Source organism: Tatumella ptyseos (assembly GCF_030552895.1).
Taxonomy (GTDB): domain Bacteria; phylum Pseudomonadota; class Gammaproteobacteria; order Enterobacterales; family Enterobacteriaceae; genus Rosenbergiella; species Rosenbergiella ptyseos_A.
On record NZ_CP130649.1, the window covers coordinates 2,905,707 to 2,920,274 of the forward strand.

Genomic DNA, 14,568 nt, shown 5'->3' on the forward strand with positions numbered 1-14,568 from the left:
CGCTGATAAATCTCTCAATCCAAAACGCCTCTGGCGTTGTAAGGTTAAGCCTCACGGGTCATTAGTACTGGTTAGCTCAATGCATCGCTGCACTTACACACCCAGCCTATCAACGTCGTAGTCTTCAACGTCCCTTCAGGACTCTCAAGGAGTCAGGGAGAACTCATCTTGGGGCAAGTTTCGTGCTTAGATGCTTTCAGCACTTATCTTTTCCGCACTTAGCTACCGGGCAATGCCATTGGCATGACAACCCGAACACCAGTGGTGCGTTCACTCCGGTCCTCTCGTACTAGGAGCAACCCCCCTCAATTCTCCAACGCCCACGGCAGATAGGGACCGAACTGTCTCACGACGTTCTAAACCCAGCTCGCGTACCACTTTAAACGGCGAACAGCCGTACCCTTGGGACCTACTTCAGCCCCAGGATGTGATGAGCCGACATCGAGGTGCCAAACACCGCCGTCGATATGAACTCTTGGGCGGTATCAGCCTGTTATCCCCGGAGTACCTTTTATCCGTTGAGCGATGGCCCTTCCATTCAGAACCACCGGATCACTAAGACCTGCTTTCGCACCTGCTCGAACTGTCACTCTCGCAGTCAAGCTAGCTTATGCCTTTGCACTAACCTCACGATGTCCGACCGTGATTAGCTAACCTTCGTGCTCCTCCGTTACTCTTTGGGAGGAGACCGCCCCAGTCAAACTACCCACCAGACACTGTCCGCAACCCGGATCACGGGTCTACGTTAGAACATCAAACATTAAAGGGTGGTATTTCAAGGTTGGCTCCATGCAGACTGGCGTCCACACTTCAAAGCCTCCCACCTATCCTACACATCAAGGCTCAATGTTCAGTGTCAAGCTATAGTAAAGGTTCACGGGGTCTTTCCGTCTTGCCGCGGGTACACTGCATCTTCACAGCGATTTCAATTTCACTGAGTCTCGGGTGGAGACAGCCTGGCCATCATTACGCCATTCGTGCAGGTCGGAACTTACCCGACAAGGAATTTCGCTACCTTAGGACCGTTATAGTTACGGCCGCCGTTTACTGGGGCTTCGATCAAGAGCTTCTCCTTACGGATAACCCCATCAATTAACCTTCCAGCACCGGGCAGGCGTCACACCGTATACGTCCACTTTCGTGTTTGCACAGTGCTGTGTTTTTAATAAACAGTTGCAGCCAGCTGGTATCTTCGACTGGCTTCAGCTCCAGGAGCAAGTCCCTTCACCTACGCGCCAGCGTGCCTTCTCCCGAAGTTACGGCACCATTTTGCCTAGTTCCTTCACCCGAGTTCTCTCAAGCGCCTTGGTATTCTCTACCTGATCACCTGTGTCGGTTTGGGGTACGATTCAATGTTACCTAGAGCTTAGAGGCTTTTCCTGGAAGCATGGCATCAATTACTTCAGTTCCGTAGAACCTCGTCATCACGTCTCAGCCTTAAGATAGTCCGGATTTACCAAAACTATCAGCCTACTCGCTTAAACCGGGACAACCGTCGCCCGGATAACCTAGCCTTCTCCGTCCCCCCTTCGCAGTAACACCAAGTACAGGAATATTAACCTGTTTCCCATCGACTACGCTTTTCAGCCTCGCCTTAGGGGTCGACTCACCCTGCCCCGATTAACGTTGGACAGGAACCCTTGATCTTCCGGCGAGCGGGTTTTTCACCCGCTTTATCGTTACTTATGTCAGCATTCGCACTTCTGATACCTCCAGCAAACCTCACAGTTCACCTTCAACGGCTTACAGAACGCTCCCCTACCCAACAACACATAGTGTCGCTGCCGCAGCTTCGGTGCATAGTTTAGCCCCGTTACATCTTCCGCGCAGGCCGACTCGACCAGTGAGCTATTACGCTTTCTTTAAATGATGGCTGCTTCTAAGCCAACATCCTGGCTGTCTGGGCCTTCCCACATCGTTTCCCACTTAACTATGACTTTGGGACCTTAGCTGGCGGTCTGGGTTGTTTCCCTCTTCACGACGGACGTTAGCACCCGCCGTGTGTCTCCCGTGATAACATTCTTCGGTATTCGTAGTTTGCATCGGGTTGGTAAGCCGGGATGGCCCCCTAGCCGAAACAGTGCTCTACCCCCGAAGATGAGTTCACGAGGCGCTACCTAAATAGCTTTCGGGGAGAACCAGCTATCTCCCGGTTTGATTGGCCTTTCACCCCCAGCCACAAGTCATCCGCTAATTTTTCAACATTAGTCGGTTCGGTCCTCCAGTTAGTGTTACCCAACCTTCAACCTGCCCATGGCTAGATCACCGGGTTTCGGGTCTATACCTTGCAACTTAACGCCCAGTTAAGACTCGGTTTCCCTGCGGCTCCCCTATTCGGTTAACCTTGCTACAAAATATAAGTCGCTGACCCATTATACAAAAGGTACGCAGTCACACGCTCAAGGCGTGCTCCCACTGCTTGTACGTACACGGTTTCAGGTTCTATTTCACTCCCCTCGCCGGGGTTCTTTTCGCCTTTCCCTCACGGTACTGGTTCACTATCGGTCAGTCAGGAGTATTTAGCCTTGGAGGATGGTCCCCCCATATTCAGACAGGATACCACGTGTCCCGCCCTACTCTTCGAGCTCACAATCAGTGCATTTTCATGTACGGGGCTATCACCCTGTATCGCCGGACTTTCCAGACCGTTCCATTAACACACTGACTGATGCAGACTCTGGGCTCCTCCCCGTTCGCTCGCCGCTACTAGGGGAATCTCGGTTGATTTCTTTTCCTCGAGGTACTTAGATGTTTCAGTTCCCTCGGTTCGCCTCGTTAACCTATGTATTCAGTTAACGATAGTGTGTCGAAACACACTGGGTTTCCCCATTCGGATATCGTCGGCTATAACGGTTCATATCACCTTACCGACGCTTTTCGCAGATTAGCACGTCCTTCATCGCCTCTGACTGCCAGGGCATCCACCGTGTACGCTTATTCGCTTAACCTCACAACCCACAGACGTCTTAGACGCTGTAGACTGTAAAAGTCTTTGAGAGACTCCGAATAATTTTCATTATTCAGTGTTTTCAATTTATCAGCTTGTTTCCAGATTTTTAAAGAGCAATATCTTAAAGACGACTCGTAAGTCAGCTTTAAGATAATTTTATTTTCAGTGAGATACTGAAGATGGTGGAGCTAAGCGGGATCGAACCGCTGACCTCCTGCGTGCAAGGCAGGCGCTCTCCCAGCTGAGCTATAGCCCCATCGATTTTGCAAACATCAGAGTTACCGAAGCAATTCATTCTCAAGCAAGGCGTAACGTTACGAAGCATACATCAGTATGCGAGTGGCGTTACAACACAGCGTGAGGATGAATTTGGTAGGCCTGAGTGGACTTGAACCACCGACCTCACCCTTATCAGGGGTGCGCTCTAACCACCTGAGCTACAAGCCTGCAGATGTTTACTGCTCTCTTTAATTTTCATCAGACAATCTGTGTGAGCACTTCGCAGCAATGTATCTTACAGGTAAGGAGGTGATCCAACCGCAGGTTCCCCTACGGTTACCTTGTTACGACTTCACCCCAGTCATGAATCACAAAGTGGTAAACGCCCTCCCGAAGGTTAAGCTATCTACTTCTTTTGCAACCCACTCCCATGGTGTGACGGGCGGTGTGTACAAGGCCCGGGAACGTATTCACCGTAACATTCTGATTTACGATTACTAGCGATTCCGACTTCATGGAGTCGAGTTGCAGACTCCAATCCGGACTACGACGCACTTTATGAGGTCCGCTTGCTCTCGCGAGGTCGCTTCTCTTTGTATGCGCCATTGTAGCACGTGTGTAGCCCTACTCGTAAGGGCCATGATGACTTGACGTCATCCCCACCTTCCTCCGGTTTATCACCGGCAGTCTCCTTTGAGTTCCCACCATTACGTGCTGGCAACAAAGGATAAGGGTTGCGCTCGTTGCGGGACTTAACCCAACATTTCACAACACGAGCTGACGACAGCCATGCAGCACCTGTCTCAGAGTTCCCGAAGGCACTAAAGCATCTCTGCTAAATTCTCTGGATGTCAAGAGTAGGTAAGGTTCTTCGCGTTGCATCGAATTAAACCACATGCTCCACCGCTTGTGCGGGCCCCCGTCAATTCATTTGAGTTTTAACCTTGCGGCCGTACTCCCCAGGCGGTCGACTTAACGCGTTAGCTCCGGAAGCCACTCCTCAAGGGAACAGCCTCCAAGTCGACATCGTTTACGGCGTGGACTACCAGGGTATCTAATCCTGTTTGCTCCCCACGCTTTCGCACCTGAGCGTCAGTCTTTGTCCAGGGGGCCGCCTTCGCCACCGGTATTCCTCCAGATCTCTACGCATTTCACCGCTACACCTGGAATTCTACCCCCCTCTACAAGACTCAAGCTTGCCAGTTTCAAATGCAGTTCCCAGGTTGAGCCCGGGGATTTCACATCTGACTTAACAAACCGCCTGCGTGCGCTTTACGCCCAGTAATTCCGATTAACGCTTGCACCCTCCGTATTACCGCGGCTGCTGGCACGGAGTTAGCCGGTGCTTCTTCTGTCAGTAACGTCAATGCATGAAAGTATTAGTTTCACACCCTTCCTCCTGACTGAAAGTACTTTACAACCCGAAGGCCTTCTTCATACACGCGGCATGGCTGCATCAGGCTTGCGCCCATTGTGCAATATTCCCCACTGCTGCCTCCCGTAGGAGTCTGGACCGTGTCTCAGTTCCAGTGTGGCTGGTCATCCTCTCAGACCAGCTAGGGATCGTCGCCTAGGTAAGCCATTACCCTACCTACTAGCTAATCCCATCTGGGTTCATCCGATGGTGCGAGGCCCGAAAGTCCCCCGCTTTGGTCTTGCGACATTATGCGGTATTAGCTACCGTTTCCAGTAGTTATCCCCCTCCATCAGGCAGATCCCCAGACATTACTCACCCGTCCGCCACTCGTCAGCAAAGTAGCAAGCTACTCTCTGTTACCGTTCGACTTGCATGTGTTAGGCCTGCCGCCAGCGTTCAATCTGAGCCATGATCAAACTCTTCAATTTAAAGTTTGATGCTCAAAGAAATTGTTCTGTTATTCGTAAATGAATTTTCAGTGTCACTCTTCAAGACTTGATACTACAAAGTTTTTTGTGATATCAATCCTGCGAGTGCCCACACAGATTGTCTGATAAATTGTTAAAGAGCATTGCGAATCAACGTTTTAACTCGTTGTCGCGAGGTGGCGTATATTACTCGCTTCACCTCAGGAGTCAATCATTATTTTGATTTTTTCTCCTGGACCGAATCGCTTCAGTCCCTGTCACCGCGCTACGCATCTCGCTTTGCCGTGTCAGTGGATGCGCATTATAGGGAGTTCAGAAAAAGGCGCAATACCTTTTTTAATAAAATCTGACTGACTGCTGCATTCCACAGCAAAACACCTGTTTATACTGTGTTATCCACAGATTTACTCACAAAGGGTTAAAAAAATCATTTAACGCGAGATCCACGCAAACGTTTTCGCTACAATATACCCCTGTTAATTATAAAGGCGCCGATGCTTTTATCTTTCAAACTGCAACTCCAGAGGTTTACTTCTATTATGCAACATCGTCCTGTACGCCGTGCTTTACTTAGTGTCTCTGATAAAACAGGGATTGTTGACTTTGCACGAGGCCTTTCTGAATACGGTATTGAACTTCTCTCAACTGGCGGTACTGCGCGTTTATTGGCAGAAGCAGGCTTAGCTGTGACAGAAGTGTCTGACTATACCGGCTTCCCAGAAATGATGGATGGGCGCGTTAAAACCCTACACCCCAAAATCCATGGCGGCATTCTCGGACGCCGTGATAAAGACGATGCGGTGATGGCAGAACACCACATTCAACCTATCGATATGGTTGTAGTAAATCTCTATCCCTTTGCCAAAACGGTCGCTAAGGAAGATTGCAGTCTGGAAGACGCTGTTGAAAATATCGATATCGGTGGCCCTACTATGGTTCGCTCAGCAGCGAAGAACCATAAAGACGTCGCAATAGTGGTTAATAGTGCTGACTATACTCCTCTATTAAAAGAGTTAGCTGACAACGACCATGGTTTGAGCTTAACGACTCGCTTCGACCTAGCCATTAAAGCCTTCGAGCATACCGCGGCTTACGATGGGATGATCGCGAATTACTTTGGGCGCTTGGTACCGGCTTATCATAGCGAAGAGAAAACGCCGTCTGGCCAATTCCCTCGAACGTTAAATCTTAGCCTTATTAAGAAACAAGATATGCGTTATGGGGAGAATAGCCATCAACAAGCGGCTTTCTATATAGAAGACACGCTGTCAGAAGCATCCGTTGCGACCGCTGTCCAACGCCAAGGCAAAGCGCTTTCCTATAATAATATCGCTGATACCGATGCCGCGCTTGAGTGTGTTAAAGAGTTTGATCAGCCAGCCTGCGTGATTGTGAAACACGCTAACCCTTGTGGAGTTGCCACGGCCAGCGATTTACTGCAAGCCTATGACTTAGCTTATGCGACCGACCCGACTTCTGCTTTCGGTGGCATTATTGCCTTCAACCGAGAACTGGATGCTGCAACGGCGCAAGCCATCATCAGTCGCCAATTTGTCGAAGTCATCATCGCCCCAAGTGCCAGCGAAGAAGCTTTAGCTATTACCGCTGCAAAACAAAATGTACGGGTCCTTACTTGTGGTGAATGGCAGCAGCGCCAGAATGGGTATGATTTTAAGCGTGTTAATGGTGGCTTGTTAGTACAAGACCGCGACTTAGGAATGGTAAGCGAGAGTGAATTAACGATTGTCACTAAGCGTCAACCGACTCAAGAAGAATTACGTGACGCGTTATTCTGCTGGAAAGTCGCAAAATTCGTTAAATCCAATGCCATTGTCTACGCGAAGCATAATCGTACTATCGGCATCGGTGCTGGCCAAATGAGCCGTGTCTATTCAGCAAAAATTGCGGGTATTAAAGCAGCTGACGAAGGTTTAGAGGTTAGCGGCTCGGCAATGGCGTCAGATGCTTTCTTCCCTTTCCGTGATGGGATTGATGCAGCCGCAGCAGTCGGCATACGTTGTGTGATCCAACCTGGCGGCTCAATTCGCGATGAAGAAGTTATCGCGGCCGCAGACGAGCATGATATTGCAATGATTTTCACTGGCATGCGTCATTTCCGCCACTAAAGAAGAGGTCAGTACAGAATGAATATTCTAATTATTGGTAACGGCGGCCGGGAACATGCATTGGCATGGAAAGCAGCACAATCGCCCTTAGCGACTAAAGTTTTTGTGGCACCGGGTAATGCTGGTACGGCACTCGAACCCACGCTAGAAAATGTCGCGATTGAGGTAACAGATATCCCTGGATTATTGGCTTTTGCACAACGCGAAAATATTGGCTTAACTATTGTGGGTCCTGAGGCTCCCTTAGTTCGCGGTGTTGTCGATGCTTTCCAACGCGAAGGTTTAACGATTTTTGGACCCACGCAAGCTGCAGCACAGCTTGAGGGCTCTAAATCGTTTACTAAGGACTTTCTAGAGCGCCATCAAATTCCGACCGCGGATTACCAAAACTTCACTGAAATCGAGCCCGCGTTAGCTTATCTTCGTGAGAAATGTGCACCGATCGTTATCAAGGCTGATGGCCTAGCTGCAGGTAAAGGCGTCATTGTTGCCATGACCTTGGAAGAAGCTGAAGCCGCAGTAAAAGATATGTTAGCAGGTAATGCTTTCGGTGATGCTGGGCATCGTATCGTGATTGAAGAGTTCCTTGAAGGTGAGGAAGCCAGTTTTATCGTAATGGTCGATGGTGAGCATGTCCTCCCTATGGCAACAAGCCAAGACCACAAACGCGTCGGTGATGGTGACACTGGACCAAATACTGGTGGTATGGGTGCCTACTCCCCTGCTCCAGTGGTGACTGACGACATCCACCAGCGGGTCATGGAACAAGTTATATGGCCGACCGTAAAAGGGATGGCTCAAGAGGGCAACCGCTATACGGGATTCCTGTATGCAGGATTGATGATTGATGCGGCCGGGCAGCCGAAGGTGATTGAGTTCAATTGCCGTTTTGGTGACCCCGAGACACAACCTATCATGATGCGCCTACAGTCTGACCTAGTTGAATTATGTTTAGCGGGCAGCACAGGACGTTTGGACCACGTTGACTCTCTCTGGGATGAGCGTGCAGCACTTGGTGTCGTTATTGCCGCAGGCGGTTATCCTGATACTTACCGCAAAGGTGATGTCATCAAAGGGCTTCCTCAATCTGACAACACGGACGCTAAAGTCTTTCATGCAGGGACGGTGTTAGCCGGTGAGGATGTGACAACAGCTGGCGGACGAGTGCTTTGTGCTACAGCGTTAGGTGATACTATTGCACAAGCGCAGCAGCAGGCCTATCAACTGACTCGCCAAATTAGTTGGGAAGGTAGTTTCTATCGTCATGATATTGGCCACAGAGCGATAAATCGGAAGTAACCTGGATAGAGGCTAGTCATACTAGCCTCTATTTTTTAGAATAATTAGGCTGTTGCTGACAGAGATTACGAGTCGTCATCAGTAATACTTGCTGCCCTTCTGGGGCTTCGATCCACGCAACATAAGCTGGCGATTGTTGTGACAAACTCCTCAACCGCTGGTTTTCTCTATCGTTAGAGTGAAATGGGGCTATTGTCCTATCACAGGTCTCGACTTGTTGGTCTGATAACCAACGTCCCTGATGTAACGCCACCCTACCATTGATAAGGTCTCGGCTGACCTCCAGCACACGTTGTGCCTCGAATTTTGCGAGTTCTAACTCGTTCACGGTCAAAGGCTGACGAGATTTTGCATATTTCTGCTGCATAAAGGTGGTTGTTCCGTCTTTACGGCTGAATCGCGCTGAAAAGCGATTCTCTGGTCCTTGTAGAGACTGTTTGGAAATACTCACCAATGACTCTTCGTCCCAATGATAAATCGCTTCTGATTCGTCTGAGCCATCGAAGGGAGTAAAGACTGTTTGTAGCGTCGTATAATTTGACGACGTAGTATGTTGCCAAATACGTACCACCCCACGATCTGCCAGATAACCCGTTGCATGGGTTTCAGGTTTCTTTTGAAAAAGGGCGCAACTACTGAGGGAGCAGAAAAAAGGAAGTAGGAGTAAAGTGCGATAAGAGAACAAGCGCATAGCTATCTCTTTATTGAGTAGGTGTGATTACGGTACCGATCAAGAAGGGGAAAGCTCCCCTTCCGATCAAACTTATCACTGTTAAGATGCGATTATTTCACAGCATCTTTCAGAGCTTTACCGGAAACAAATGCAGGAACATTTGCTGCAGCAATTTTGATCTCTTTACCGGTTTGTGGGTTACGACCGGTACGCTCTGCACGGTGATTAACCTTGAAAGTACCGAAACCTACTAGCTGAACCGCATCACCTTCTTTCAGAGACTCAGTGATCGCAGAAAGAGTCGATTCCAGAGCAGTTTTAGCCTGGGCTTTAGACAGATCGGCTTTTTCGGCGATCGCATCAATCAGTTGAGTCTTGTTCATAAGTTATCCTTAAAGTGTATTTATCGCTTGCCAGTCACGAGAGCAAAAAGAATCGATAAACCCTTTTCTACCTTCGCGTTCTGATAGCCTCAAGATTAGCCCCTCAAATGTAGACTAGACAGGGGGCGATTGTGAAGCCTTGAGTACAGGTTATTTGGCTTTGATATCAAATTTCTTAGCTTTTATGCTCAAAAAACACACCGATATTACTTATTGCGTCTTCGCGTAAGTCTTGACGAAGCCCTTTGATTAGCTCCAGGTCTCGTTCTTCGCATTCAGCCAGTAAGCGGAAAATCTCCCATTGTGCATCCCACTCATCGATAACCGCGACGTTATCTTTCAGTTCCTCATCTGTCAGCTCACGACCGTTCTGGGTCATTTCTAACATAGCAACAGTAGTCACTGAGGTTTCACTTACCGCAATCGCATGTTCCAACGTTTCGCCACTTAAACGAGAGTGAACCAGTTCGCTCAATGCAACACATGCGTCAATCGCAGGATAAACGCCATAAATCTCAAAATCTTCACCGGAAGGTATAGCTTCTTCAAACTTCTCTAACTGACTATCAAAGTTAACCTTTGCATCTTTGACTAATAGGGTCTCCCAAACAAGGTCGAGGATGCGGCGATAAAGCTGTGCATTAGCAAAACCAGTATCATGGCAAAACATTTGATAGTTAGGGTACATACGCTCACACAGACATGCCATAAAGGTCACGTGCTGCCAGCTCTCGAGCTTGGCCAGGCGTAAATGAATTGGGTTACGTAACATGCAGGATACTCATTATAAAATCGCTAACACAGTGTATCGTAATTCACCGTGCTTATCAGTGTTATTATCGACCCAGCCAGCGTTGGAAACTTGGTCTATTCGACGCAACGGCATCTGCCCAACGCGTAGGTTCAGGCAAACGATAGCCCCTCAAACACTGTTGAGTCCATGCCAACGCTGATTCAGTACTGATCTGATGCCCAACTGAAATAAAAAGCGGATTACAGCGTACTTTGCTGCGTAGAACCGAACCAATGGTCTGCCCTTGATATCGTAAGTCGGAGACCGAGCCAGGCTCGAGCGATAACTCGGCATATTCGCCACAGAGCCGACTTTTAGCGACACCAATTGTCGGGATATCGACCATCAAGCCAAAGTGACTCGCAACACCGAGTCCACGAGGATGCGCAATCCCCTGACCGTCGATAAACAACAAGTCAGGCTTAATGGTGAGCATTTGCCATACTGCTTCCAACGCCGGACACTCTCTGAATGAGAGATATCCAGGTATATAAGGCAACGTGACAGGTACCCGTGCAACCCGATACTCCACCAGCTCAAGCTCAGGCCACGTCAAGATAACCATCGCAGCACGAGCCACAGTCCCCTGAGCTTCGAAGCCAACATCTCCCCCAGCGATATACCGCGGGCAAAACACGACATCCTTGTCATGTCGAATAACCTGAGTCGCATACTGCTGCTGTAAGGCTTTCAACTCGGCTAAATTAACACTCATCGTTAACGGTGGAACGGCGCAGATAAACGATGAACTGACTCGACAAAAACGCCTGCATTTTCTGGGGGAACATCGAGATGGATACCGTGACCAAGGTTGAATACATGTCCACTACCTTGACCATATTGCTCAAGGATAGTTTGGACTTCAGCTTCGATACGCGCTGGCTGTGCATAAAGGATAGAAGGATCCATGTTGCCTTGTAATGCAACACGATGGCCAACACGTTGTCTGGCTTCATCGATACGTGTCGTCCAATCTAATCCTATCGCATCACAACCTGTATCAGCGATTTGCTCTAACCATTGACCGCCACCTTTAGTAAATAATGTCACGGGAACACGGCGTCCTTCATTTTCATGAATTAAGCCATCAACAATTTTATGCATATAATGCAGGGAGAATTCTAAATAATCTCTACCTGTTAATACACCGCCCCAAGTATCGAATATCATGACTGATTGCGCACCCGCTTTAATTTGCGCATTCAAATAACTTGTGACGCTCTCAGCGACTTTATCTAACATTAAATGCAAAGCTGCTGGCTCGGCATACATCATTTTTTTTACTTTTGTGAAAGCTTTACTTCCGCCGCCTTCAACCATGTAAGTGGCTAATGTCCAAGGACTGCCTGAAAAACCAATTAACGGAACTTCACCCTGAAGATTTTTTCGGATAGTCCGGACGGCATTCATGACATAACCCAATTCTTGTTCCGGATCGGGTACAGGCAGTTTTTTAACGTCTGCTAGGGTTTGAATGGGTGAACTGAATCGCGGTCCTTCACCGGCTTCAAAATAGAGGCCAAGCCCCATTGCATCGGGGATCGTTAAAATATCAGAGAAGAGAATCGCAGCATCTAGCGGAAAACGGCGTAGTGGCTGTAGCGTCACTTCACAAGCTAGCTCAGCATTCTTACATAGCGACATAAAATCGCCTGCGACAGCTCGAGTGGCTTTATATTCTGGTAAATAACGTCCCGCTTGGCGCATCATCCAAACAGGTGTTACATCTGTAGGTTGGCGCAACAATGCGCGCAAATAGCGATCGTTTTTTAATTCATTCATTTTCTAGGCTCTCTTTTGTCTACGCCTAGTGTAACAGCTATTTAAAAATTTCGTGGGCACTACAGACGAAATTATTTCGTTGCAAGCTACCTCTTTCCTCCAGAATTCTACAGCTTAGTACTCTTTTCTTTTATTGCCGAAACTTCATTATCCGTGACCAGTTTAGAAATGACGGTTACATTTTCTTGAAGGGTTTTCTCGTTATCATTAACGGTTTGATCAGTAGAATAGTGTGAATTACCGTTAAAAATACCCCCGCGTTCAATCGATAACTCCCCCGCTTGAATATCACCATCAAGCCTACCTTGCGATAAAATGGTTACAGCCGCTGCTTGACAACGTCCTTGTAAAAACCCATTGATCGTAATTTTTTCTGCTATCAATGTTCCTTGAACCTTGCCTTCCCTACCTATTCGAATTGAGCGATTACTACGAATATCACCTACGACGCTACCCTCTATCAACACATCCGACTCGTTACTGATTTCCCCAGTGAGTATTGCCCCTCTGGCAATCAACGTTTCTTTTAAAGAGCGCTCTTCTTTTACCTGAGAAACTTCAGGGATCTGTGTTTTGATGTCATTTTGCATTGAGTCGATAACATCAATTTTCTTTTTAGCTTTAAACATCAATACCTCTTTTGTTCGCTGATGAAAATAGAATGCCACCGTGCAGCATATTGCTATCCATAACGTGGCAATAAGTACACAGTTGGCGAGTGGAAAATGAGGGGAAAGATAGGCGATTAGTAGAATCCCCCATATTACCCATAGACCCCACAATAGGGTAAATTGGTCATTGCGCATGGGGTATAGGTAATACCGCAATTTTTCAGCGGGGATATTGTGTGAGATCAGCTTTGGATCAATTTTGACGGCAAAGGGCAATGGTATCTTCGATCAAACGTCGAGCGATCGTGCCAATCTCTGGAATTTTCGGTAATTGTGAGACATCAAACCAAGCAGCACTTTTCAGCTCATTGGGATCTATTTCGATCTCACCGCTGCCATACTCTGCAGTAAAAGCACACATTAAGGAATGCGGAAATGGCCAAGGTTGCGAAGCAACATAACGAAGGTTTTTAATGGTAATCCCACTTTCTTCCATCACTTCACGGTGTGCACACTCTTCCAGCGTTTCCCCTGCCTCAACGAAACCAGCCAATACGGTAAAAATAGGCTGTTTATGGCGTTGATGCTGCGCCAATAAAATTTGTTTCCCTTTACGAATAGCGATAATGATGCATGGGGCGATCTGCGGATAATAGCGTTCGCCGCAATGCTCACATAAGCAGGCGAACTCTCTCTTTGAACGATTCATTTTAGATCCGCAATAGCCACACCAACGGTGCGAGCGATAAAATTCTGCGAGTTGAACGCCACGTCCTGCGAGCTGAAATAGCAATTTATCATCCCCCAAAAGGCGACGAACACTTTCCATATCGGTAGACTGATGTTGGCAAATCAGATAGCAGGGTTTCCCTTGATATTCACCTATTTGTCGCGCACCCTCTGGGTTAAGGCCGAGTTCGCTGGCCTTTCCAAAAGGAAGTTGGCCTTGGGGTAGCCAAAGATCCCGACCTTCGCTACACACCCACCATCCCTCTTGTTCTGTCATCTGATTAGATTTAACCACGCTATGCCTCCTAAAAGTCAGGTGAATTCATTAATATAGTCTACGCTTAGTTAACTAACCTTATTCGGAGCAGCCATCATGCTGACTAAACTAGCTAACTTAAGCGAAAAAATGACGGTAAGCCACCCAATGATTGACCAGTGGCTGGCTAGCCGCCGTGAATTATTGGTTGCTTACTACCAATTAATTGGACTCATTCCACAGAAAAATGAAAGTGAACGTTGTGATGAAGTAACACTTGATGCTTTCTGTCAGCGCCTTGTTGATTACCTTTCATCTGGACACTTTAAACACTATCAGCAAATTGAGTTATTGCTGGCCTCACCAGCCCAGCAAAATTTGCTGAGCGCCCTGTATCCACAATTAGAAGACAGTACTCAAACTTTACTTGCGCTGTACGATACCTATTTAGAACCCGCTATCGCTAACGGTGAAATCCCTAAATTACGTACTGTAATTTCGGAAGTGGGTATGCAGCTTGATGCGTTGTTTGATCTTGAAGATCAAATGTTACTTTCAACACAGCTAGTCGGTTCGCGTGAAGATTTATCTGAATTAACGAGTACGCCACCTTCAACGAGCCTGTTAAAACCCTCTCCTTCCCTCACATCAGGAACGTTAGACAGTTAATGACTACTGTTGTGAATTATTCTGAATAAGGTTATGGTGCAGTAAGGAGATCGTGAATCTCCTCTTAAAGCGAAGTTAGCTTATTTATCTTGTCGGAGTGCCCTACTGGGCTGAGACCGTTAATTCGGGATCCGCGGAACCTGATCAGGTTAGTACCTGCGAAGGGAACAAGAGTCAATCCTCTACCTTGATCCGTTTTAACACCTTCAAGGTATATTGCTCCTTCCGAACTC

The 14,568-nt window shown here is 47.8% G+C and carries 10 protein-coding genes, 2 tRNA genes, 2 rRNA genes and 1 riboswitch; of the genes, 3 read left to right on the top strand and 11 right to left on the bottom strand.

Translation table 11 applies throughout. The annotated features are described in order from the left end of the window. Positions 1–40 precede the first annotated feature (40 nt). From QJR74_RS13735 to QJR74_RS13750, 4 genes are all read right to left on the bottom strand, one after another. A 23S ribosomal RNA gene (locus QJR74_RS13735) occupies positions 41–2,948 on the bottom strand. A 182-nt stretch (positions 2,949–3,130) separates the two neighbouring features. Further along, positions 3,131–3,206: transfer RNA gene (locus QJR74_RS13740), tRNA-Ala, on the bottom strand. A 114-nt stretch (positions 3,207–3,320) separates the two neighbouring features. Further along, positions 3,321–3,397, bottom strand: a tRNA-Ile gene (locus QJR74_RS13745). A gap of 74 nt (positions 3,398–3,471) precedes the next feature. After that, a 16S ribosomal RNA gene (locus QJR74_RS13750) occupies positions 3,472–5,014 on the bottom strand. The 16S and 23S rRNA genes sit together here with 2 tRNA genes alongside, the layout of an rRNA operon. Positions 5,015–5,550: 536 nt before the next feature. On the opposite strand from QJR74_RS13750, the gene purH reads away from it, so the two are divergent. Beyond that, entirely contained in the window at positions 5,551–7,140 is a 1,590-nt protein-coding gene (purH, locus tag QJR74_RS13755; protein WP_304374058.1) for a bifunctional phosphoribosylaminoimidazolecarboxamide formyltransferase/IMP cyclohydrolase, read from the top strand. Between the two features lie 18 nt (positions 7,141–7,158). Beyond that, positions 7,159–8,439 (top strand): phosphoribosylamine--glycine ligase, encoded by a 1,281-nt coding sequence (gene purD, locus QJR74_RS13760; RefSeq protein ID WP_304372350.1) that lies wholly within the window; start codon positions 7,159–7,161, stop codon positions 8,437–8,439. 28 nt (positions 8,440–8,467) lie between these two features. Here purD and QJR74_RS13765 read toward each other — a convergent pair whose 3' ends face one another. The 7 genes from QJR74_RS13765 to nudC form a co-directional block, all read right to left on the bottom strand. Then, positions 8,468–9,130, bottom strand: a complete 663-nt coding sequence (locus tag QJR74_RS13765) for a DUF1481 domain-containing protein (protein ID WP_304372352.1) — start codon at positions 9,128–9,130, stop codon at positions 8,468–8,470. A gap of 92 nt (positions 9,131–9,222) precedes the next feature. Then, positions 9,223–9,495, bottom strand: a complete 273-nt coding sequence (gene hupA / locus QJR74_RS13770; RefSeq protein WP_048911275.1) for a nucleoid-associated protein HU-alpha — start codon at positions 9,493–9,495, stop codon at positions 9,223–9,225. Between the two features lie 175 nt (positions 9,496–9,670). Further along, positions 9,671–10,267 carry a YjaG family protein gene (locus QJR74_RS13775; RefSeq protein WP_304372353.1) on the bottom strand — a complete coding sequence of 199 codons (597 nt, stop codon included), beginning with the start codon at positions 10,265–10,267 and terminating at the stop codon, positions 9,671–9,673. A 64-nt stretch (positions 10,268–10,331) separates the two neighbouring features. Beyond that, positions 10,332–11,003 (bottom strand): deoxyribonuclease V, encoded by a 672-nt coding sequence (gene nfi / locus QJR74_RS13780; protein ID WP_304372354.1) that lies wholly within the window; start codon positions 11,001–11,003, stop codon positions 10,332–10,334. Between the two features lie 2 nt (positions 11,004–11,005). Then, positions 11,006–12,070, bottom strand: coding sequence for a uroporphyrinogen decarboxylase (hemE, locus tag QJR74_RS13785; protein WP_304372356.1), 1,065 nt, complete (start codon positions 12,068–12,070; stop codon positions 11,006–11,008). 107 nt (positions 12,071–12,177) lie between these two features. Then, positions 12,178–12,699: a bactofilin family protein gene (locus QJR74_RS13790; RefSeq protein WP_304372357.1), complete on the bottom strand. Its 522-nt coding sequence runs from the start codon at positions 12,697–12,699 to the stop codon at positions 12,178–12,180. Between the two features lie 235 nt (positions 12,700–12,934). Continuing rightward, entirely contained in the window at positions 12,935–13,687 is a 753-nt protein-coding gene (gene nudC, locus QJR74_RS13795; protein WP_304374059.1) for an NAD(+) diphosphatase, read from the bottom strand. Positions 13,688–13,783: 96 nt separating this feature from the next. Here nudC and rsd point away from each other — a divergent pair, with 96 nt between their 5' ends. After that, a complete protein-coding gene (gene rsd, locus QJR74_RS13800; protein ID WP_304372358.1) occupies positions 13,784–14,335 on the top strand; it encodes a sigma D regulator in 552 nt (183 codons plus the stop codon). Between the two features lie 83 nt (positions 14,336–14,418). Further along, a riboswitch (TPP riboswitch) is annotated at positions 14,419–14,519 on the top strand. The last annotated feature ends 49 nt before the right edge of the window (positions 14,520–14,568 follow it).

Excerpts from the sequence above, each read along its gene's own strand:
- purD (WP_304372350.1), top strand. The coding sequence starts at position 7,159 with ATGAATATTCTAATTATTGGTAACGGCGGCCGGGAACATGCATTGGCA.
- QJR74_RS13765 (WP_304372352.1), bottom strand. The coding sequence starts at position 9,130 with ATGCGCTTGTTCTCTTATCGCACTTTACTCCTACTTCCTTTTTTCTGC.
- hupA (WP_048911275.1), bottom strand. The coding sequence starts at position 9,495 with ATGAACAAGACTCAACTGATTGATGCGATCGCCGAAAAAGCCGATCTG.
- QJR74_RS13775 (WP_304372353.1), bottom strand. The coding sequence starts at position 10,267 with ATGTTACGTAACCCAATTCATTTACGCCTGGCCAAGCTCGAGAGCTGG.
- nfi (WP_304372354.1), bottom strand. The coding sequence starts at position 11,003 with ATGAGTGTTAATTTAGCCGAGTTGAAAGCCTTACAGCAGCAGTATGCG.
- hemE (WP_304372356.1), bottom strand. The coding sequence starts at position 12,070 with ATGAATGAATTAAAAAACGATCGCTATTTGCGCGCATTGTTGCGCCAA.
- QJR74_RS13790 (WP_304372357.1), bottom strand. The coding sequence starts at position 12,699 with ATGTTTAAAGCTAAAAAGAAAATTGATGTTATCGACTCAATGCAAAAT.
- nudC (WP_304374059.1), bottom strand. The coding sequence starts at position 13,687 with ATGACAGAACAAGAGGGATGGTGGGTGTGTAGCGAAGGTCGGGATCTT.
- rsd (WP_304372358.1), top strand. The coding sequence starts at position 13,784 with ATGCTGACTAAACTAGCTAACTTAAGCGAAAAAATGACGGTAAGCCAC.